The organism is Streptomonospora alba, assembly GCF_000826685.1.
GTDB classification, from domain to species: Bacteria; Actinomycetota; Actinomycetes; order Streptosporangiales; family Streptosporangiaceae; genus Streptomonospora; species Streptomonospora alba.
On the sequence record NZ_JROO01000042.1, the window covers coordinates 96081 to 115986 of the forward strand.

Consider the following 19906-nt stretch of genomic DNA (forward strand, 5'->3'; position numbering starts at 1 on the left):
TGGCGAACGGATCGGAACGCGCCCCAACAATGGCGCGCAGCGGCGCTGGTTACAACCGGGCGTCGGAGCGCGCGGCCTCGTGGTCGGTGTCCTCGGCACCGTTCCCGTCGGGTGCGGCGGAGGCCGGCTCGGCTCCCGCTTCCGTGTTCGGCTGCGGGGGCTCCTCGTCGTCGCGGGCGTCGGCGATCTCGCGGCGCATCAGGAAGATCCATCCGCCCACGGCGATCCCGGTGAACACCCACCACTGCACCGCATAGGAGAGGTTCATGCCCGTGTTCGCCTCGGGCGCCGGGACCTGCTCGGGCGGGTCGGTGCCCTCAGGGCGCTGCTCGGTGAGCTCGGCGTAGCCGCCGTAGACGGGGTAAGGCAGATTCGCGGCGATCCTGTCGACGTCGACGATCATGATCTGACCCTCGGGCAGACCGTCGCGCACCCGGATTCCGGTGCTCTCCTCGGTCTCGCTGAACCTCAGTCGGCCGGTGGCCGTGACCCGGCCCTCGGGCGGCGGCGGCACGTCCGGCCGACTGGTGGCCGTCGGCGGCTGCTCGATCCATCCGCGGTTGACCAGCAGGGCGGTGCCGTCCGCGGTGACCAGGGGAGTCAGCACGTGCAGTCCCACTCCGCGGGAGCCGTCGCGGTTGCGTACCAGCAGTTCGTGCTCGGCGTCGTAGTGCCCGGTCGCGGTGACCCGCCGCCACTGCTCGTCGGCCGATACGTCCTCGCCCGGAGCGGTGAGCCGCCCGACCGGGACGGGGTCGGCCGCCATGTTCGCCTCTTGCCGGGCGACCTCCGCGGACTTGTCCTCCCAGCGGTCCAGCTGCCAGAAACCCAGCCAGATGAAGGAGGGCACGATCAGCGCCACCAGCGCGTGGAACGCCAGCATGCGCGGAGACAGCAGGACACGGAGCACGTTTTCGAGGCTATAGGAGACACGGGCTCCGCAGTCATCGGGTCGGCGTTTCCGACCTGCCCGAACACGCCTGCGGGGCGCCGCCCGCCCGGTCCGGAGGCCGGGCGCCGAAACGCGCAGGCGCCGCGCCGCAGGTCCGTTCGGACCCCGGGCGCGGCGCCTGGCCGGGCGGGCGGTGCGCGGCGCACTGCCGGGTGCTACTCCTCGGCGCCGGCGGCGTCCTCGGTGCCGACCGCGGCGGCCTTGCGGCGGCGGCTGATGACCATCGCGGCGCCACCGCCGCCGACGGCGGCCACGGCGGCGGCGACCAGGCCGCCCAGAGCCGGGCCGGTCACCGGCAGCCCGCCGGACGCGTCGGTGTCGTCGCCCTCGGGCGCGGGCTTGGTGTCCGGGGTGCTGTCGCCGCTGGGCTGCGGGGAGGGCTCGGGGGAGGGCGTCTTGTCGCCGTCACCGGGGCCGTCCTCGCCGGGGTCCTTCGGGTCGTCGGTCTCGTCGTCGCCCTCCGGCGGCTCCGTCTCCTTGCCGGAGTCGTCACCGGGGTCCTCGCCGCCGTCGTCCTCGGAGATCTTCTCCAGGCACTCGGCCTTGGCGACGCCCAGCACCGAGACCGCGTTGCCGCAGATGTCGACCGCGGCGTCGACGGGGACGTTGACCTGGTTGCCCGAGGCGACGCCGCCCGAGCCGTCGGTCTGCGGAGAGTCCTCGCCCTCGTCGCCGGCCGACTCCTGGATGACGTTCACCACGGTGGTGCACTCGGCCTTCGATGCGCCCAGCACCGCGACCGAGTTGCCGCACACGTCCAGAGCGATGTCCACGGGGATGTTGATCTGGTTGCCCGAGGCGACGCCGCCCGAGCCGTCGGTCTGCGGAGAGTCACCGTCCTCGGACTTGTCGACCAGCTTCTTCACCACGGTGGTGCAGTCCGATTCGGCGACACCGCCGATGGCGGCGGAGTTGCCGCACACGTCCAGAGCGGCGTCGACGGGGATGTTGATCTGGTTGCCCGAGGCGACGCCGCCCGAGCCGTCGGTCTGCGGAGAGTCCTCGCCCTCGTCGCTCGACGCGTAGAGCACCTCGGCCACGCGGGTGCAGTCGGCCTGCGAGATTCCCAGGACGGACAGGGCGTTGCCGCACAGCTCGGCCTTGACGTCGGCAGGCACGTTGAGCTGGTTGCCGGAGCCGATCCCGCCCGAGCCGTCGCTCTCAGGTCCGGCGAACGCGGTCGCCGGTGCGGCGCCGACCAGACCGGCGGCCAGCAGCGAGGCGGACAGGGACGTGTAGAAACGCTTGCGCATGTTCAGGCATGACCTTTCGCAGACGCGAACACGGCATGTGTTCGTTCGGAGGCGAGGCGTCACCTAAGGCGGGGTAGTGATCCGTCGCCCCGAGGGGGACAACAGGGTGGTCGGCGCCATCCGTGATGGCGCGGGAAGCACGGATTCGGTGCGCCCGCGCGTCGATGACAACCGAACGGCGACGCCCCGGTAATAGCCGGAGCGGGTTTCCTTGCGCCGTTGATCACCAACGCTAACAGCTTCCCGCCGAACGGCAGGGCTTTTTCCTAGAAAAAGGGCGATAACAGAAATCGGTGAGTACACCATCAGCTACACGTCGAAGTAACACCTGATCTGCACGCCCTGAACCTGGACTTGGGGACGGCCGATAAGCACGGAGGTACGGAGGAGCGAGCCGTCGCGACCACCCGAAAAACACCCGAAACCGCCCGATTCCAGTCGACTCGGAATGCACGCGGCACACGGCCGCCAGCACGGACAACACACACCAGACGGCAATCCGATCGCCGGAAAACCGCAATCCGACTTTTGCCCTGACCGCCCTTGAAAGCCGAGAAAGGGGACGAGCTACGCAAAGCTCGTTGAATAAGACATACCGCGTGGGTCGGCGGCAGGTCGGCGCACGCGCTTCGGCACCCTCCTCTCGCACCTCCAGGCCTCCCCGGCGCACTCCGGAACTCCGGAACTCCGAAGCCCCCGCACGAACGCCCCGGACAGCACAAAGCCCCGGGCGCGACCCCGGTACCCGGAGGTACCGCGGGATCGCGCCCGGGGCGGTACGCCGCGGGAACCGGTGGACTCACCGGCCCCCGCGGCGTTCAGCGCTGCGGCTTGCGCGGTGCGGAGCTCAGGCCTGCACGCCCAGGCCCTTGGCCACGCCGGCGCCCAGGTCGGGGTGGACGTTGGTCCAGTACTCGACCACGCGCTTCTTCATGTCGCCGGTGACCTCGGGAGCCGAGGCGTGCCCGACGATGTTGCCGACCATGTTGGCCCGCTCGGACTCGCTGAGGACCTTCTCCCAGAGCGCACGGGCCTGGCTGAAGTCGTCGTCCTCCTTGTGCAGCTCGTAGGCCGAGCGCATGATCTCGCCGGAGACGTGATAACCCTCGTCCTCGTAGAGCTCGTTGGCCGAGACGGCCCCGCCCATGGTGTTGGGCGCGTAGACCGGGTCGGCGTTGTTGGCGTAGGCCATCGGCCCGTCGAAGTTGTAGCTGCGGGTCTGGACCTTGGGCTGGTTGACCGGCAGCTGCAGGTAGTTGGGACCGATGCGGTAGCGGTGGGTGTCCGGGTAGGAGAACAGCCGGCCCTGGAGCATCTTGTCCGGGCTGCCGCCGATGCCGGGCACCAGGTTGGAGGGCTCGAACGCCGCCTGCTCGATCTCGGCGAAGTAGTTCGAGGGGTTCCGGTTCAGCGTGAACTTCCCGATGGTGATCTCGGGGTAGTCGGAGTGCGGCCACACCTTGGTGAGGTCGAACGGGTTGAACCGGTAGTTCACCGCGTCCTCGAAGGGCATGATCTGGACCTTGACGGTCCAGGACGGGTAGTCGCCCTGCTCGATCGCCTGCCACAGGTCGCGGCGGTGGGCGTCGGCGTCGCCCTCCATCGCCTTGGCCTCGTCGGCGGTGAGGTTCTCGACGCCCTGGTCGGTCTTGAAGTGGTACTTGACCCAGAACTTCTCGCCGTCGGCGTTGTACCAGAGGAAGGTGTGGCTGCCGAACCCGTGCATGTGGCGCCAGGTCTTAGGCGTGCCGCGGTCGGTCATCAGGAACGACACCTGGTGGGCCGACTCGGGGTTCAGCGTCCAGAAGTCCCACTGCATGTTGTGGTCGCGCAGCTGGTTGTCCGCGCGGCGCTTCTGCGAGTGGATGAAGTCGGAGAACTTCGAGGGGTCGCGGATGAAGAAGATCGGCGTGTTGTTGCCGACCAGGTCGTAGTTGCCGTGCTCGGTGTAGAACTTCAGCGAGAAGCCGCGCGGGTCGCGGGCGGTGTCGGCGCTGCCCAGCTCGCCGGCCACGGTCGAGAACCGGATGAGCAGCGGGGTCTTCTTCCCCTTCTGGAAGAGGTCCGCCTTGGTGTACCGGCTGACGTCCTCGGTGATCTCCATCTCGCCGAAGGCGCCGCCGCCCTTTGCGTGGACGACGCGCTCGGGCACGCGCTCGCGGTTGAAGTGGGCCATCTTCTGGATCAGGAAGTGGTCCTGGAGCAGCAGCGGCCCGTTGGGGCCTACCGACTGCGACAAACCATCGCTGGGCGCCGGGTGGCCGGCGTCGTCCGTGCTGTAGGGAACGCTCACTGCTCGCACCTTTCGGAAATGCTTGATGAGGCCTCGAATAACGGCACTGGGCCGGGGCAGGCGGTGCCCTCGCGGCAGCCGCCGACCCGGCGGAGCGGGGTCAGTCCTCGCTCTTCGTCCGCGCGGGCTGTCCGCTTCCGGATCCCGCCGGCTGTGCCTGGCATTGCGGACAGACGCCCCAGAACACCACCTCGGCCTCGTCGATCGCGTAGCCGTGCGTGTTCGACGGCTCCACGCAGGGAGCCTCACCGACCACGCAGTCGATGTCGGCGACCTCGCCGCAGGAACGGCAGACCAGGTGGTGGTGGTTGTCTCCGACCCGGGATTCGAAGCGAGCGGGCGAGCCCGCGGGCTCGATCCGCCGGAGCAGGCCGGCTCGGGTCAGCGCGTGCAGCGCGTCGTAGACCCCCTGGGTCGAGACGTGGCCGAGTGAGCCTCGCACACCGCGCGCAATGCGTTCGGCGTCGAGGTGATTGCCGGTTCGGACCTGCTCCAGTATTGCCACTCGTGCCGCGGTGACCCGGAGCCCGGCCGAACGGAGATCGTCGGCGACGTTGTCCATGCCATCACTCTAGGGCACAAACTGGAATGATTCAAGAAAACGAAGGAGTCAAGTAAGCTTCGTCGATCCCTCTTGGCCATCTGATGACCTGGAGTTTCCCTTCGCTTCAGGCGCCCGTCCAGCGAAGCCCGAACACACGCAACCACCATCCCGACACAAGGAGTAGCGAACCGACGCGCGCGGCAACTATCACCGCGGCGATCGCGCCCCGTATCCTCTCCTTGGCTCCATTCTCCGGAAACCGGGAATCGGCCTGCGGTCGCGCCCGCTCCGTGACGGCACCCCCGCCCCCGCACACTGCAGCTGCCTCCTACTTGGAGCTTCCGATGTCCAACGACGCTTCGGCCCCCGTTCCCCCGATCCTCGCCTCGGTGCGCACCGGTGCCGCCATGGCCGCCCTCGCACTGCTGCTGGCCGCCTGCTCAGGCGGGGCCGACGAATCCGACGGCTCCGGCCAGGCCGCGGGCGACGACCGCCCCTCGCCGGAGGCTTCGCCTTCCCCCGAGGAAACCGAAAAGAGCGCGCCCATCACCGTCGCCATCGGCGGCGACGTGCACTTCGAAGGCGAACTGCGGCAGCGCCTGGACGCCGACCCCTCCACCGCGCTCGGAGAGATCTCCCAGACGCTTTCGGCGGCCGACCTGTCGATCGTCAATCTCGAAACCGCTGTCACCGACGGCGGTACGCGCGCCCCCGGCAAGCAGTTCGTGTTCCGCGCCCCCTCCACCACATTCACCGCACTCGACTCGGCCGGCGTCGACGTCGCCACGGTCGCCAACAACCACGGCATGGACTACGGCACCGACGGCCTGCAGGACACCCTGGCCAACGCGGAGGAGGCGGACTTCCCCATCGTGGGCGCCGGCGAGAACGCCGAGGAGGCCTACGCACCGCACGTCTTCGACACCGAAGGCGGCAAGGTGGCGGTCATCGGCGCCGCCGACGTCCTCGACGACCACCTCATCTCCGCCTGGACCGCCGGTCCCGGCAAGCCCGGCCTCGCCTCGGCCAAGAACGAGATGCAGAGCCGACTGGTCGAGGCGGTCTCGGCGGCGGCCGAGGAAGCCGACACCGTCATCACCTACCTGCACTGGGGCCTGGAAGGCGACCACTGCCCCAAGCCGCACGCGCCCGGGCTGGCCCAGGCCCTGGTCGACGCCGGCTCCGACGCCGTGGTCGGCGGGCACGCCCACGTCCTCTCCCCGGGCGGCTACCTGGGTGATTCCTACGTCCACTACGGCCTGGGCAACTTCGCCTTCTACAACTACAGCGGCCCCACGGCTGAGACGGGCGTCCTCAACCTCACCTTCCAGGACGGCGAGGTGGTCGACGACGAGTGGAAGCCCGGGCAGATCCAGGGCGGCGTGCCCGTGCTCTACGAGGGCACCGCCGCCGAGAACGCCAGCGCCACATGGGAGTCCTACCGGACCGAATGCGCCGTGGGACTCAGCCCGAGTCCCGAGGGCCAGGAAGGCGAGGAGGAGCCGGTCGAGGCCGGCTGACCGGAACCGTCCTCCGGCCCGGCCGCCGGAGCCGCGACGGCTCCGGCGGCCGGATGCGCCGCCCGAGCCGCCCTAAGGCTGGTGCGCGTGCCCGGCCAGCACTGTGTCGATCTCCGCGATCAGCACCCGCTTCGCGGAGTCCTCCAGGAAGGACGCCGCCACACCGTTGCGGGCCAGGGCCGCCAGACCCGGCGCACCGAGTCCCAGTTGGGCGGCAGTGCGGTACTCGTTGGTCAGGTCGGTACCGAACATCGGCGGGTCGTCGCTGTTCAGCGTCACCGCCAGCCCGGCCTCGACCATCAGCGGCAGCGGGTGGTCCCAGACCTGGGCGACGGCTCCGGTGCGCAGATTGGAGGTCGGCGAGACGTCCAACGGGATCTGCTCTTCCCGGAGGCGGGCCACCAGTTCAGGGTCGCGCATGCTGTCGATGCCGTGGCCGATCCGCTCGGCCCCCAGCAGGTCCAGCGCCTCGCGCACACGCTCGGGCCCGCCGTTCTCGCCGGCATGGGGCAGGCTGTGCAGCCCGGCCGCGCGGGCGCGGTCGAACAGCTCGGCCATCGGTCCGAGGGGGACCTCCACACCGCCCACACCGAACCCCACGACACTGTCGGGCCCTTCGGCCAGCACCGCGTCGAGGGCCTGCTCGCCGGTGTGCACGCCGTAGTCGCCGGGAAAGTCGGGGACCCAGCGCAGCCGGACCCCATGCCTGCGCTCGGCCTCGGTGCGGGCCGCCTCGATCCCGTTGAAGACCGTGCGTGCGGACACGCCCCGCATCAGATGGGCGTAGAGGCTGACGTGCACCTCGGCGTAGCGCACGTTCTGCGCGGCCAGGCGCGCGGCCACGTCGGAGGCCAGTAGGGCGAAGTCCTCCTCGTCGACCAGCGTGTGCACCGAAGCCAGATAGACCTCGATGAAGTGCGCGAAGTCGCGGAAGACGTACCACTCGCGGACCTCCTCCAGCGATCCGGGAACATCGGCGACACCGTGCTTGCGGGCAAGCTCCAGCAGCGTGGCCGGCTGCATCGAGCCCTCCAGGTGCACGTGCAGCTCGACCTTGGGAAGTTCGTGGATGAACGCCTCGACGTCGGAGGCGAGTTTGGGGAGCTCCATTCGGGTGACGCTACTCAGCCGCAGGCTCCGCTCCAAGCGTGGCGCCCCCCGTTCGGCGCCGATCCGTCACATCAGTCGGCGTGGCCGTATGCGGTCAGATCGGCGATCACGGTCGCGACGTCGGCATTCAATGGGAACCGTGCGAACACGGGGCAGAGTCAAAGGGGGCGTGATGACCACTTCCACTCGCGGCACCACATGCGTGCCGACGGCACCGGAAGCCCAGCCGCCCGCCGACGCCTCCCGCCGAGCGGAGACCGGTGGGGGATTCGACACGGTCGGGTCCTCTCTGTCCCGCGCCCCTCTCCGCAGACTTCCCGCCCAGCACCGCAGCATGGTCCGGGTGCAGCGCATGCTCGACGCCTGCGCCGAACTGCTCGACGAAGGCGGTTACACCAACCTGTCCACCACTCGCATCGCCGAGCGCGCAGGCGTGGCCATCGGGTCGGTGTACCAGTTCTTCCCCGACAAGCGCGCGATCACCCAGGCGCTGGGACTGCGCTACCTGGACCTGTTCACCGCCCGGGTGCGCGAGCGCCTCTCCGCGGGCGGCCACAGCCACTGGATCCAAGCCGCCGACGCCATCATCGACGAGTACCTGGAGATGCACCGCACCGTACCCGGGTTCCGCAGCCTGCACTTCGGCGACGTCGTCGACACCCGCCTGCTGGACTCCGCGACCGAGAACAACCGGGTCATCGCCGCCCGCATCCGCACGCTGCTGACCTCGGTGGCCGGCGCAAGCGAGAGCGAGGACCTCGACCGGGCGGTGACCGTGGCCGTCGAGGCCGCCGACGCGGTACTCAAGCTCGCGTTCCGCACCGAGCCCGACGGCGACCCCCGCCTCATCGAGGAGACGAAGATCCTGCTGCGGAACTACCTCGGCCATCACTTCGGCTGAACTAGGCTTCGACATGCATGCTCAGCACGAATGAGGTCGGTCCAGATCGCCACGACGGCTTTCGGCATCCGAATACGGGAGGAGCCTTCAGTGCGAGCCGACAGCACCCCCACTCAGCCGACCACCGGTACGGCGGCCGGAATCCCCTTCGTCGCGATACCGCCCGCGGTCGCCGTCGACCAGGCGCCCATGATCCTCGCCCTGCACGCGTTCGAGCCGCCGCGCAGTGAGACCGCCCTGGCCGGCACCCTGCCGCTGGCGTCCCTGCCCGCGTGGCGCTTCTACCTGGGCCTGCCGATGTTCGGAGCGCGCCTGCCCGAGGGCGGGGTCGCCGAGGTCAACCGGCGCGGACAGTCGGACTACCTGATCGAGCTCTACGGACCCGTCGTCGAGCAGGCCGCCGCCGAACTCCCGCGCGCGGTGAAGGATCTGCGCGAGCGGTTCCCCGTCGCCGACTCCGCCATCGGGCTGATGGGCGTGGGGGCGGGCGGTGCCGCGGCGCTGCTCGCCCTGGCCGAGAGCAAGCTGCCCATCGCCGCCGCCGGCACGGTCAACCCGATCATCGAGCCGCGGGCGGTGCTCTCGGCCCGTGAGCGGCGCCTGGGCATCCCCTACACCTGGAACGACACCTCAAACGAGGTCGCCGCCTGGCTGGACTTCGCGGCACGGGCCGCCGACATCGCCCACCGCCGCCCCCAGCCACCGCTGCTGATCGTCAGCGGCCAGCAGGACGACGTCATCGCACCCGAGCGCGGTCGCGCTCTGCACGACGCGCTCGCAGCCGACTATCCCGCTCAAAGGCTGCGCCACATCGAGGTGCCCGACCTCGCCCACACCATGGGTCCGGAGCCGGGTCTGGAGCCCGGCCCGCCGGCTCCCGGCAACGTGCTGGCCGACCGCGCCCTGGCCGAGTGGTTCCACACCCATCTCACCGCCGCCTCGCAGGCCGCGTCGCCGACCGAGGAGACCGTCCGGCTGAACTGAGCCGGGCGGCCGCCGCCGTCGGCGCGGCGGCAGCCGAGCTCACATCGCCTCGGCCAGCTTGCGGGCGGCGATCTGGACGGGGTCCCACACCGGCGAGAACGGCGGCGCGTAGCCGAGGTCCATCGCCGCGACGTCCTCCACCGACATGCTGTTCCACAGCGCGGTGGCCAGCACGTCCACGCGCTTGCCCGCGTTCTCCCAGCCGACGATCTGCGCGCCCAGCAGCCGCCGTGAGCGGCGCTCGGCCAGCATCTTCACCGTCATCAGCGCGGCGCCGGGGTAGTAGCCCGCACGCGTGGTGGACTCCAGGGTGGCCGTCTCGAACTCGAAGCCGGCGCTTTCGGCCTCGGCCTCGTTGAGCCCGGTCCGGGCGACCTCCAGCCCGCACACCTTGCTGATCGCGGTGCCCAGCACACCGCCGAAGCGCGCGTAGCCGCCGCCGATGTTGGTGCCGGCCACACGCCCCTGCTTGTTGGCGTGTGTGCCCAGGGCGATGGCCACAGGCGCCTGGGACACGCGGTGCAGGCTCTGCACGCAGTCGCCCGCTGCCCAGACCCCCTCGGCGGAGGTCCGCATGCGGGGATCGACGGCGATGCCGCCCGTGGGGCCCACCTCGATCCCCGCGGCGCGCGCCATGCCGCTGTCAGGCCGCACGCCCAGGCCCAGCACGACGATGTCGGCCGGATAGGTCGCCTGGTCGGTGACCACCGCGCGGACCGCGCCACCGGGGCCGGTCTCGATGCCGGTGACCGGTTCGCTCATGTGCGCCTGGACGGCCATCTTCACCAGCGCGTCGTGCACCAGCCGCCCCATGTCGGGATCGAACGTGGACATGGGCTCGGCGGCCGCCTCGACCAGGTGCACCTCCATACCGCGCTGCACGAACGCCTCGGCCATCTCCAGACCGATGTAGCCGCCGCCGACCACGACCGCGCTACGCGGGCGCTCGGTGTCGACGAACTCGCGCACGGCGATGCCGTCGGTGAGGGTCTGCACGCCGAACACGCCGGGAGCGTCCATGCCGGGCAGGTCGGGGCGCACCGGGACGGCGCCGTTGGCGATCATCAGTTCGTCGAAGGGCTCCTCGACGGCGCCCTCACCCGCCGTGCGCACGGTGACGGTGCGCCGGTCCAGGTCGATTCCCTCGGCCTCGGTGCCGGTGCGCACGTCGATATCGAAATCACGGCGGAAAGTCTCGGGGTCGCGCGAGATCAGCTCGTCGTGACTCGATACTGTTCTGCCGACCAGATAGGGGATCCCGCATGCGGAGTAGGATGTGTGATGTCCGCGTTCCAGGGCGAGGATCTGCAGGTCCGCGGAGCCGCGCAGCCGCCGGGCCTGCGACGCGGCGCTCATCCCCGCCGCGTCGCCGCCGATGACGATGAGCCGTGACCGTGCGTTCACTCGCCGCTCCATGCCGCCTCCTCTGTCGGATGCTTCGGCGCCGACCTGAGAGACGCCGCCGCGTGGGATCATCCCCGTGGTAACCGGGAGATCCCCCTGGTTTCAACGCGACTCCCATTGTTGCTAGGAGGGCGACTTACGTGACGGAACCGGCACCGGTGTTCGCCAGCGGCGTCGATCACGAACGGCTCACGTCCCAACTCCGGTTCGTTCTGGAGACAGACAAGCTCAAGCGCATCCTGCGGCGCAACATGCTCGTCGACGGCTCACGCCGCGAGAACGACGCCGAGCACTCCTGGCACCTGGCACTGGCCGCCCGCGTGTTCGCCGAGTACGCACCGCAGGGCACCGACATCGACAGGGTCGTGGAGATGCTGGTGCTGCACGACATCGTCGAGATCGACGCAGGCGACACGTTCATCTACGACACACAGGAGACCGGTTCGCAAGCCGAGCGGGAGCGCGCCGCGGCCGACCGCATCTTCGCGCTGCTTCCCGAGGACCAAGCGGAGCACACGCGTGCACTGTGGGAGGAGTTCGAGGCGCGCACGACACCCGAGGCGCGCTTCGCCAAGGCCATCGACCGCTTGGCGCCGATGCTGGCCAACTGGCACACCGAAGGCGGCACGTGGGTGCGCCACAACGTGACCCGCGCTCAGGTCGCCGACAAGGTGAAGATCATCGCCGAGGGGTCGGAGGCGCTGGGATCCTACGCCGCGGCGCTGATCGAGGACGCCGAGCGCCGCGGATACCTGGCGGCCGGCTGAGGAGGCCCGCCGTCCCGGAGCGGCGGGGCGGCGGGACCGCTCAGAACCGCTCGAACACCAACTGGAGCGCCGCGGTCAGCCCGACGGCCACGATCAGCCCGCGCAGTGCGAAGGGCTTGAGCATGCGGCCCAGCAACGCCCCGGTGTACCCGCCGATGACCGACCCCGCCGCGATCAGCCCCACCGCGGCCCACGACGGTTCTCCGAAGGTGATGTAGAAGACCGCGGCCGTCACGTTGACCGTGGCGGCGAGCGCGTTCTTCAGCGCGTTGATGCGCTGCACGTCCTCGTCCAGGGCGGTGCCCAGGATGCTGATCAGCACGATGCCCTGGGCGGCGGCGAAGTAGCCGCCGTAGGTGCCGGCGGCGTAGACCCCCAGCGGCACCAGCGGCCGTCCCCGGCCCGATCGGGGCTTCTTGCGCTCGCGCACCCGGCGGGCGATGCGCGGCTGGATGATGATGAGCACGCAGGCCAGGCCGATGAGCACCGGCACGACGCTCTCGAAGACCTCCGAGGGCAGGTTGAGCAGCAGTACGCCGCCGGTCAGGGCGCCGAGGCAGGACATCGCCGCGAGGCGCAGGACGCGGCGGCCCTGGCCGTGCAGCTCGCGCCGGTAACCGAACGTTCCGGCGAGCGCGCCCGGCGCCAGGCCGATGCTGTTCGAGATCGACGCCGTGACCGGGGGGAACCCGAACGCCAGCAGGACGGGAAAGGTGAACAGGGTCCCGGATCCCACGACCGCGTTGATCCCGCCTGCGCCGATGCCCGCCAGCAGAATGGCGAGCGCCTCCCACGGACCCATGGACACCTTTCACGACGAGAGCGCGAGCAGCGGCGGGAGCGCATCGTAGGAACAGGCGGCTCCACACGCCGCGGGGACCTCCGGGGCCGCTGACCTGGCCGAACTCAAGGTCCACTGCATACAGTCTACGTGGAGTGCTCCTGTGGGCGCTCGCCGTCGCAACGCGCCCTGCGTCACATTCGCCGCCGCCCCGCGCCCGGGCCGGATCGCACTTCCACCGAAGCGAGCAGCACTCATCGCTCCCCGTGCCGATCACAAAACGCACCGTGTTGCAAATCGACGCCCATTTGGCTATGACCCACTCGGGCTATATCAGAAATGGGCCCAATGGGGCCTGTCGTGCGTCTTCGCCGGTCCGTAGTTTCGACCTCAGCGGTGAGGTAAGACACAGCGAGCCGAAACCCCGACCCCACGCGAAGAGCCGACCCCCTGTCCGGACCAGCGTGCGGGAATCGTTCCCGGCCGGTGTCCGCACCGCCGATCCGCGCCGGCGACCGCGCCCGCCGGCGCATCCGACACACATGCTGATCTTGGGAGTGGGGCAACATGTGGACTGCAGAGATGACGACCCGCGCACTGTGTCGCGAGGTCGACCCCGATGCACTGTTCGTCCAGGGAGCTGCGCAGAACCGCGCCAAACTGATCTGCCGCGGCTGCCCGGTACGCACCGAGTGCCTGGCCGAGGCCTTGGACGACCGCATCGAGTTCGGGGTCTGGGGAGGGATGACCGAGCGTGAGCGCAGGGCGCTGCTGCGGCGGCGTCCGGATGTCACCTCGTGGTGGGATCTGCTCACGGCCGCACGGGCACGCTACGAGCGGGAGAATTCGGAGACGGCAGGGGAAGGCTGGCTCCAGGACGCCTCGCTCACCGCACCGGTCCCAGCCGAGGCCGATCGGTAAGCGCGGCCCCGCACCGGGTGAGGCGGCCGGTTCGGCGGGAGCGCCGGACCGCCCCCGCCGCGCCCCGCGGCGTGTCCGCCGCCACCGCGGCGGCCGTCCGCGCCTTCGCGGCGGGACCGCGAAGGCGCGGACCGATCGATCCCGTCGGCCCGCCCGGGCCGCGCGTCCCGCTGTGGCCGAGGAGGGGGCGCAAGCACCGGTACGATCCCCCGGGAGCGGGTCCCGCCGCCCCCGGCACGGGATGCGCCTGCGGCGCCGCCGGGGCCGCCGCACACGTTCCTCAGTCCTTCAGGCGCTGCCGGGCGGCCGAACCGTCGGCGTCGTCGCCCGCACCGGCGGACTCGGCCGACGCCTCGCCGGCGACGTCGCGGACGCGCTCGAACACCTCGCCGATGCCCTCCAGCGCCTTGCCCATCTCGCTGGGCACGATCCACACCTTGTTGGAGTCGCCCCGCGCGATCTCCGGCAGCTTCTGGACGTACTGGTAGGCCAGCACCTCCCGGCTGAAGTCGCCGGACTTCAGCGCCTTGGCGACCATGGTGATCGCGTCGGCTTCACCGCGGGCCCGCACCGTCATCGCCTCGGCCTCGGCCTTGGCGCGCACCTTCTCCGCGTCGGCGGCGCCCTGGGCGCTGAGCACCGCGGCCGACTGCTCGCCCTCGGCACGCAGGATCGCCGACTGCTTCTGCCCCTCGGCGGTGAGGATCTCCGCGCGCTTGTCGCGATCGGCGCGCATCTGCTTCTCCATGGCCTCCTGGACCGACTCCGGGGGCTCGACCGACTTCAGCTCCACCCGGCTGACCTCGATGCCCCATTCGGCCGTCGCCTCGTCCAGCACGACGCTCAACTCCCGGTTGATCTCGTCGCGCGAGGTCAGGGTCTGCTCCAGCTCCATCCCGCCGATGACGTTGCGCAGCGTCGCCGAAGCCAACTGCTCGACCGCCTGGATGAAGCTGGCGACCTTGTAGGTGGCGTTGTAGGGGTCGGTGACCCGGATGTAGACCGCGGTGTCGACGTTGACCGACAGGTTGTCGTGGGTGATGGCCGCCTGCGGCGGGAAACTGACCACCTGCACCCGCATGTCGATGCGCTCGCGGACGTGGTCGACGAAGGGGACCACGATGTTGAACCCCGAGCTGAGGGTGCGGTGGTAGCCGCCGAACCGCTCCACCACGTCGGCCATGGCCTGGGGGACGATACGGACGCTGCGCCAGCCGATCACCGCCAGGATGGCGACGAAGATCAGCAGGATTATGACGATGGTTCCCATCAGGGCGGCTCCGGCTCTCCTGTCGGGGGGACACAGGCGGTCAGTGCGCGGTCGCCGAGCCACCTCGACCGGTCCTCGGCGACCGGTGCGCCGGCGACACGGCCACCGGCACACGCGGCGATCCTAAGCCGGATGTACCCGCCCGTCCCCGCAAAAGCCCACAGGCCCTGCACCAAACCGGGCACCTCCTGGCCGCATGCGGACAACAGCCCTGATTGCGGTCACCCCGATACGTCGATTAGATCCTGGCCTCAGCCTGCGGACGGCGGATCCGGCCCTCGCCGGACACGCGCGTCACACGGCGCGGGCGCTCCACCGCTCCCCGTCGCGCTCGACTTTCAGCGCCAACCCGAACGTCTCACTCAGGTTCTCGCCGGTCATGGCGAACTCCACCGGCCCCGCGGCCGTCACCGCGCCCTCGCGCATCATCAGCACGTGGGTGAACCCGGGCGGGATCTCCTCCACGTGATGCGACACGATGGCCAGCGCGGGCGCATCGATGTCGCCCGCCAGCGTGCCCAGGCGCCCCAGCAGGTCCTCGCGCCCGCCCAGGTCCAGCCCTGCTGCCGGTTCGTCGAGCAGCAGCAGTTCCGGGTCGGCCATCAGCGCCCGAGTGATGAGTACCCGCTTGCGCTCGCCCTCGGACAGTGTGCCGAAGCGCCGCTCCGCCACGTGGCCCACACCCCAGCGGTTCAGCAGGGCACGCCCGCGCCCGTAGTCGACGGTCCCGTACTCCTCGCCGAAGCGGCCGAGATAGCCGTAGGCCGCGCTGATCACCAGATCGAGCACGGTCATCGCATCGGGGATGCGGTTGGCCACCGCGGAGCTGGCGAACCCGACCAGGCTGCGCAGTTCCGTGGTGTCCGCACCGGCCACGGGCTCGCCGAGGACCTCGGCCGACCCGGCATCGGGCGCCAGCTGTGCGGCGGCCACGCTGAGCAGCGACGTCTTGCCCGCGCCGTTGGGACCGAGCACCGCCCAGCGCTCGTCCTCCTCCACGGTCCAATCCACCTCGCGCAGCAGTTCCGCCTCTCCGCGGCGCACCGTCACGCCGCTCATGCGCAGCACCTGGCCGTTCATCGCACTCTCCGTCGTCATACTGGGACTGGTGAATCGAAACAATCCGCCCTCTGCCGCCGTGCGGCCCCGCCCGCACCGGGCCGCTGAAGCGGCCCCGCGGCCCCCGAAAGGCCCGCGCGGCAGCGGGACCCCACCGAAGCGAACCTACTCGACGTCCCTCGGGCTCCGCTCACCGATCTAGGCTGAGAGACGATGCTGCGAGAACTCTCATCCGCCCAGCTCGTCGCCTGGGGCAACGCCTGGCTGGCCGGCCGGGCGGGCCTCGACGACGCCGTCAGCGCCGCCGAGCGCGACACCGGGCCCCACGTCATCGGGGCCGTGGACGGCGACCTCCCGTTCGAGGCGGGCGCACCGCTGCGCTCGGCCCTGGCCAAGCTGCGCTCACACGGGCTCTCGTCCTTCAGGCTGTGCCTGCCCGTCCCCGGCGACCCGCTGGGTCTGGTCGGCGGCACCGAGCTCAACAAGGACGCCGTCGACGCGCGCGAAGCCGTGCTGATGCGACTGGACCGGGGGAAGGTGGGCCTCGTACCGCACCAGGACCGGCGCGGCTCCTCCTACGTGGGCGTGGCCTGGACCCCGTACCCGGCGGCCGACGCCGACCCCGAGCCGGTACCGCTGCCCGACGCCGAGCACCGGCTGCAGGCCGCCATGCGCGAGTCGGCCGCGCTTTTCGGTCAGGTCGACGACATCTCCTCGTGGGGCCCGGAGGTCACGCAGGCCCTCGCGGACCTGCGCGACGCCGACCGGGCGCCCACACCGGGCCTGGCGCCCGGGCACCCGCAGCGCGCCCACCGGCTGGCCGCACAGGCCGACCGGCTAGCGGTCGTGGTCCGGCTGGCCGACGACGACGAAGGACGCGGACTCAGCTCCGCACAGATGCAGTCCCGGCGCGAGGCGCTGCGCGTACTCGACAGCGCAGTCCGCCGGGCGCGCGTCGCCGCCTACGGCGCCGCCGCCGACTGAGCCGCCCGACGGACCCCGGGACCGTACGCGGGGGACATCAGGGGAAAGCCAGGGACACCACCGGATCCCCGAAGCCGCGACCGGCACCGATACTGGATGTATGAACGAGACGGCATCCGCACCAGTCGCGGGACCCGCGAACCTCAGGGCCTCCGACGCCGACCGCGACAGCACCGCCGAAGTCCTGGCCGCCGCGCTGAGCGAGGGGCGCCTCACCCACGAAGAGCACAGCGAGCGCATCGACGCCGCCTACGCCGCGCGCACGCTGGCCGAGCTCGAACCGCTGACCACGGACCTGCCCGAGTCGGGATCCCTGCCGCACCCCCAGACTCCCGATCTCGCGCGTTCGCCCGACGGCACCGAGAACATCCGCACCGTGCTGGCCGCCGCAGAACGCAAGGGCCGCTGGCTGGTCGAACCGCGCACCAACGTCTCCGTGCTGATGGGTAGCGCCGTGCTGGACCTGCGCGAGGCCACGCTCGCTCAGCGCGAAGTGACGGTCCAGGCAGCGATCTTGATGGGCACCTTGGACGTCATCGTGCCCCCGGGGGTGCGCGTAGTGAGCCGCGCATCCGAGGTGCTGGGCACCACAAGCGTCGATACCGACAGGGGCGCCGACCCCGCGGCGCCTACCGTGGTGATCACCGGATCCTCCTGGCTCTCCACGATCGTGGCCAAGACCAAGGAACCCAAGCCGGTCAAGGCGGCCAAGCGCAAGCGCGGCCGGCGCTGAGCGGCGGCACCGACCGGCGCCATGCGGCGACGAACGACGAAACGCCGAAGACAGCAGAAGGACGGGCACGCGCCATGGAACCCGACCACATCCGCGCATCCGACGCCGATCGCGACCGCGTCGCCGATCGGCTGCGTGAGGCCGCCGCCGAAGGACGCCTGACCCAGGCCGAGCATGAGGAGCGCATCGACGCTCTCTACCGCGCCAAGACCGTCGGCGAACTCACCGAGATCACCCGCGACCTGCCCGTATCCGGGGGCATAGGCGACGGGGACCCCGCGCCGATGTCGGCGGCCACAGAGGAGGCGCGGCGGCTGGCTGCGCAGAGCACGGGGCGCGAGAACATCGTCGCCGTGTTCGGCGGCGCCGAGCGGAAGGGGCGCTGGCTGGTCGAACCGCGCACCAACGTCTCCGTGCTCTGCGGCGGAGTCGAACTGGACCTGCGCGAGGCCGTGCTGTCCCAGCGCGAGGTCACCATCCAGTGCGCGGTCGTCTGCGGCGGCCTGGAGCTCATCGTCCCCCACGGCGTGCGTGTGGTGAACAACACGTCCGGGATCTTGGGCGGGACGACTCTGCACGGAACGGACGCGGTCACCGACCCGAACCACCCCGTCATCCGGCTCACGGGCACATGCATGCTGGGCGGCATCGAAGTCAAGGCCAAGCGGCCCAAGCGCAAGCGGAAGAACCGCAGGTAGCACCGGAGGTCGACATCGGTGCAGGCCGGTGACCAGGAGATGAACATACGCTCCCCAGGCACGGCCCTGGCCGTCGGCCCGAAAAGTCGGGCGAGTACCGTAGTTGGCGCGATGAATGATCACACCACGCTCCTGGTAACGGTGACCGGCCGCGACCGCCCGGGCGTCAGCGCACGGTTGCTCAGCACCCTGTCCGTGTTCCCGGTCGTCCTCGTCGATCTCGAACAGGTCGTCGTGGGAGACCGCCTCGTCCTGAGCGCACTCGTCTCCGTCGACGAAGGCGTCGCCCCCGGCGTCCGCCGCGGCCGCGTCTTCACGGAGATCCGCTCGGCCGTGGACAAGACCTGCATCGACCTCGACATGGACGTCGAGTACTCCGACGGCAACGGGCGCGTCGGCCACGCCTCCACCGAACAACTCCACGTGACGGTACTGGCGGACCCCCTCCGTCCGGGCGCCCTCGGGGCGATCGCCTCCTGCGTCGCCCGAGCCGGCGCCAACATCGAGCGCATCGAGCGGCTCGCGAGCTACCCCGTCACCTCCTTCGAACTGGACATCTCCGGAGCCGACCCCGAGCAGCTGCGCGGCGATCTGTCCATGGAAGCCGCCACGCAGGGGATCGACGTGGCGCTGCAGCCCAGCGGGCTGCACCGCCGGGCCAAGCACCTGATCGTGATGGACGTCGACTCCACGCTGATCCAGGGCGAGGTGATCGAACTCCTGGCCGAGCACGCCGGCTGTGCCGAAGAGGTCGCCCGGGTGACCGAGGAGGCGATGCGCGGTGAACTCGACTTCGAGGACTCTCTGCGCCGCCGCGTCGCGCTGCTCAAGGACCTGGACGCGTCCGCACTCGACGAGGTGCGCGACCGGTTGGTGCTCGCTCCGGGCGCCCGCACCCTGGTGCGCACGCTCAAGCGGCTCGGCTACGAGTGCGCGATCGTCAGCGGCGGCTTCTCGCAGATCACCGACGCGCTGGTGGAGCGGTTGGGGATCGACTACTCGATGGCCAACACGCTGGAGATCGTCGACGGCAAGCTCACCGGCCAACTGGTGGGCCCCATCGTCGATCGCAAGGGCAAGGCCGAGGCCCTGCGCCGCTTCGCGGGCGAGGCGGGCGTACCGGTGATCCAGACCGTGGCGATCGGCGACGGCGCCAACGACCTGGACATGCTGCAGACCGCCGGGCTGGGCGTGGCCTACAACGCCAAGCCCGTCGTGCAGGAGCAGGCCGACACCTCGGTCAACGTCCCCTACCTGGACACGATCGTCTACCTCCTGGGCGTCTCGCGCGACGAGGTCGAAGCCGCCGACCGCGACGGCGACCTCGACGAGCCCGCCGGCTGAAGGCCCGCTCCGGCTCCACACCCCGCACCCCGGAAACCGACGCCCACGCGCGGCGTCCGGCCGCCGACAGCGGTCGCGGCGCCGCTGCCGGCCGTGCGGGGCCGGGCTACGGCGGCGGCATCGCCCGCGTAGAGCGCCTGCTCAGCCCGGAACGGGGAACGGAGAACCGGCCTCACGCTCGGAGGCGCACCGGCACAAGGCCCTTGCCGTCCCAGGGCCAGACACCGCAGCAGCCTGTGGCAAAGCCGCGTGCGCGTGGCGTGCGTGCGTCCCTGCCTTGCGGCCAAGCGGTGACACACTCAGCGACGTACTCGTCACCCAATGTATTCATCTTGGGTACAAAAAAAGGGGGGCAGGGCCCCCGACAAACGGGAACCCCACCCCCCAA

The 19906-nt window shown here is 70.6% G+C and carries 18 protein-coding genes; 9 read left to right on the forward strand and 9 right to left on the reverse strand.

The window, feature by feature from the left end:
- Positions 1-49: 49 nt before the first annotated feature.
- The 4 genes from LP52_RS20940 to LP52_RS20955 form a co-directional block, all read right to left on the reverse strand.
- The gene (locus tag LP52_RS20940; RefSeq protein ID WP_338011650.1) at positions 50-910 is read right to left on the reverse strand and encodes an SURF1 family cytochrome oxidase biogenesis protein; all 861 of its coding nucleotides are present in this window, start codon (positions 908-910) and stop codon (positions 50-52) included.
- Positions 911-1107: 197 nt separating this feature from the next.
- Complete coding sequence (locus tag LP52_RS20945; RefSeq protein WP_040276061.1) at positions 1108-2205, reverse strand: chaplin; 1098 nt, start codon at positions 2203-2205, stop codon at positions 1108-1110.
- Positions 2206-3052: 847 nt separating this feature from the next.
- A complete protein-coding gene (locus LP52_RS20950) occupies positions 3053-4498 on the reverse strand; it encodes a catalase (RefSeq protein ID WP_040276062.1) in 1446 nt (481 codons plus the stop codon).
- Positions 4499-4598: 100 nt separating this feature from the next.
- Complete coding sequence (locus tag LP52_RS20955) at positions 4599-5060, reverse strand: Fur family transcriptional regulator (RefSeq protein WP_052810085.1); 462 nt, start codon at positions 5058-5060, stop codon at positions 4599-4601.
- 326 nt (positions 5061-5386) lie between these two features.
- Between LP52_RS20955 and LP52_RS20960 the strand changes: the two genes are divergently transcribed.
- Positions 5387-6562 carry a CapA family protein gene (locus LP52_RS20960; RefSeq protein WP_052810086.1) on the forward strand — a complete coding sequence of 392 codons (1176 nt, stop codon included), beginning with the start codon at positions 5387-5389 and terminating at the stop codon, positions 6560-6562.
- Positions 6563-6634: 72 nt separating this feature from the next.
- Here LP52_RS20960 and add read toward each other — a convergent pair whose 3' ends face one another.
- Positions 6635-7672: an adenosine deaminase gene (gene add / locus LP52_RS20965; RefSeq protein WP_040276063.1), complete on the reverse strand. Its 1038-nt coding sequence runs from the start codon at positions 7670-7672 to the stop codon at positions 6635-6637.
- 334 nt (positions 7673-8006) lie between these two features.
- Between add and LP52_RS20970 the strand changes: the two genes are divergently transcribed.
- The gene (locus tag LP52_RS20970) at positions 8007-8573 is read left to right on the forward strand and encodes a TetR/AcrR family transcriptional regulator (protein WP_040276064.1); all 567 of its coding nucleotides are present in this window, start codon (positions 8007-8009) and stop codon (positions 8571-8573) included.
- Positions 8574-8663: 90 nt separating this feature from the next.
- Positions 8664-9557 carry a prolyl oligopeptidase family serine peptidase gene (locus LP52_RS20975; protein WP_040276065.1) on the forward strand — a complete coding sequence of 298 codons (894 nt, stop codon included), beginning with the start codon at positions 8664-8666 and terminating at the stop codon, positions 9555-9557.
- Between the two features lie 39 nt (positions 9558-9596).
- Here the strand turns inward: LP52_RS20975 and LP52_RS20980 are convergent, their stop codons facing one another.
- Positions 9597-10913 carry an FAD-dependent oxidoreductase gene (locus LP52_RS20980; RefSeq protein WP_238581027.1) on the reverse strand — a complete coding sequence of 439 codons (1317 nt, stop codon included), beginning with the start codon at positions 10911-10913 and terminating at the stop codon, positions 9597-9599.
- Between the two features lie 188 nt (positions 10914-11101).
- Here LP52_RS20980 and LP52_RS20985 point away from each other — a divergent pair, with 188 nt between their 5' ends.
- Complete coding sequence (locus LP52_RS20985) at positions 11102-11728, forward strand: HD domain-containing protein (RefSeq protein ID WP_040276067.1); 627 nt, start codon at positions 11102-11104, stop codon at positions 11726-11728.
- A gap of 40 nt (positions 11729-11768) precedes the next feature.
- Here LP52_RS20985 and LP52_RS20990 read toward each other — a convergent pair whose 3' ends face one another.
- The gene (locus LP52_RS20990) at positions 11769-12530 is read right to left on the reverse strand and encodes a sulfite exporter TauE/SafE family protein (protein WP_040276068.1); all 762 of its coding nucleotides are present in this window, start codon (positions 12528-12530) and stop codon (positions 11769-11771) included.
- Positions 12531-13076: 546 nt separating this feature from the next.
- On the opposite strand from LP52_RS20990, the gene LP52_RS20995 reads away from it, so the two are divergent.
- Positions 13077-13430: a WhiB family transcriptional regulator gene (locus LP52_RS20995; RefSeq protein ID WP_084723377.1), complete on the forward strand. Its 354-nt coding sequence runs from the start codon at positions 13077-13079 to the stop codon at positions 13428-13430.
- 280 nt (positions 13431-13710) lie between these two features.
- Here LP52_RS20995 and LP52_RS21000 read toward each other — a convergent pair whose 3' ends face one another.
- Together LP52_RS21000 and LP52_RS21005 are read right to left on the reverse strand one after the other, a co-directional pair.
- Positions 13711-14700 carry an SPFH domain-containing protein gene (locus LP52_RS21000; RefSeq protein ID WP_052810087.1) on the reverse strand — a complete coding sequence of 330 codons (990 nt, stop codon included), beginning with the start codon at positions 14698-14700 and terminating at the stop codon, positions 13711-13713.
- Positions 14701-14994: 294 nt separating this feature from the next.
- Positions 14995-15780 (reverse strand): ABC transporter ATP-binding protein, encoded by a 786-nt coding sequence (locus LP52_RS21005; RefSeq protein ID WP_040276069.1) that lies wholly within the window; start codon positions 15778-15780, stop codon positions 14995-14997.
- Between the two features lie 192 nt (positions 15781-15972).
- Between LP52_RS21005 and LP52_RS21010 the strand changes: the two genes are divergently transcribed.
- The 4 genes from LP52_RS21010 to serB all read left to right on the forward strand — a co-directional run bounded on the left by LP52_RS21010 (position 15973) and on the right by serB (position 19518).
- Positions 15973-16743, forward strand: a complete 771-nt coding sequence (locus LP52_RS21010; RefSeq protein WP_040276070.1) for a hypothetical protein — start codon at positions 15973-15975, stop codon at positions 16741-16743.
- Between the two features lie 100 nt (positions 16744-16843).
- On the forward strand, positions 16844-17476 hold the full coding sequence (locus tag LP52_RS21015; RefSeq protein WP_040276071.1) for a DUF1707 SHOCT-like domain-containing protein: 633 nt from the start codon (positions 16844-16846) through the stop codon (positions 17474-17476).
- A 74-nt stretch (positions 17477-17550) separates the two neighbouring features.
- On the forward strand, positions 17551-18174 hold the full coding sequence (locus LP52_RS21020; RefSeq protein WP_040276072.1) for a DUF1707 SHOCT-like domain-containing protein: 624 nt from the start codon (positions 17551-17553) through the stop codon (positions 18172-18174).
- Between the two features lie 111 nt (positions 18175-18285).
- A complete protein-coding gene (serB, locus tag LP52_RS21025) occupies positions 18286-19518 on the forward strand; it encodes a phosphoserine phosphatase SerB (protein WP_040276073.1) in 1233 nt (410 codons plus the stop codon).
- Positions 19519-19906: the final 388 nt, after the last annotated feature.

Coding starts and splice junctions, on each gene's coding strand:
- LP52_RS20945 (WP_040276061.1), bottom strand. CDS start 2,205: ATGCGCAAGCGTTTCTACACGTCCCTGTCCGCCTCGCTGCTGGCCGCC.
- LP52_RS20955 (WP_052810085.1), bottom strand. CDS start 5,060: ATGGACAACGTCGCCGACGATCTCCGTTCGGCCGGGCTCCGGGTCACC.
- LP52_RS20960 (WP_052810086.1), top strand. CDS start 5,387: ATGTCCAACGACGCTTCGGCCCCCGTTCCCCCGATCCTCGCCTCGGTG.
- add (WP_040276063.1), bottom strand. CDS start 7,672: ATGGAGCTCCCCAAACTCGCCTCCGACGTCGAGGCGTTCATCCACGAA.
- LP52_RS20970 (WP_040276064.1), top strand. CDS start 8,007: ATGGTCCGGGTGCAGCGCATGCTCGACGCCTGCGCCGAACTGCTCGAC.
- LP52_RS20980 (WP_238581027.1), bottom strand. CDS start 10,913: ATGAGCGCCGCGTCGCAGGCCCGGCGGCTGCGCGGCTCCGCGGACCTG.
- LP52_RS20990 (WP_040276068.1), bottom strand. CDS start 12,530: ATGGGTCCGTGGGAGGCGCTCGCCATTCTGCTGGCGGGCATCGGCGCA.
- LP52_RS20995 (WP_084723377.1), top strand. CDS start 13,077: ATGTGGACTGCAGAGATGACGACCCGCGCACTGTGTCGCGAGGTCGAC.
- LP52_RS21000 (WP_052810087.1), bottom strand. CDS start 14,700: ATGGGAACCATCGTCATAATCCTGCTGATCTTCGTCGCCATCCTGGCG.
- LP52_RS21005 (WP_040276069.1), bottom strand. CDS start 15,780: ATGAACGGCCAGGTGCTGCGCATGAGCGGCGTGACGGTGCGCCGCGGA.
- LP52_RS21010 (WP_040276070.1), top strand. CDS start 15,973: ATGCTGCGAGAACTCTCATCCGCCCAGCTCGTCGCCTGGGGCAACGCC.
- LP52_RS21015 (WP_040276071.1), top strand. CDS start 16,844: ATGAACGAGACGGCATCCGCACCAGTCGCGGGACCCGCGAACCTCAGG.
- LP52_RS21020 (WP_040276072.1), top strand. CDS start 17,551: ATGGAACCCGACCACATCCGCGCATCCGACGCCGATCGCGACCGCGTC.
- serB (WP_040276073.1), top strand. CDS start 18,286: ATGAATGATCACACCACGCTCCTGGTAACGGTGACCGGCCGCGACCGC.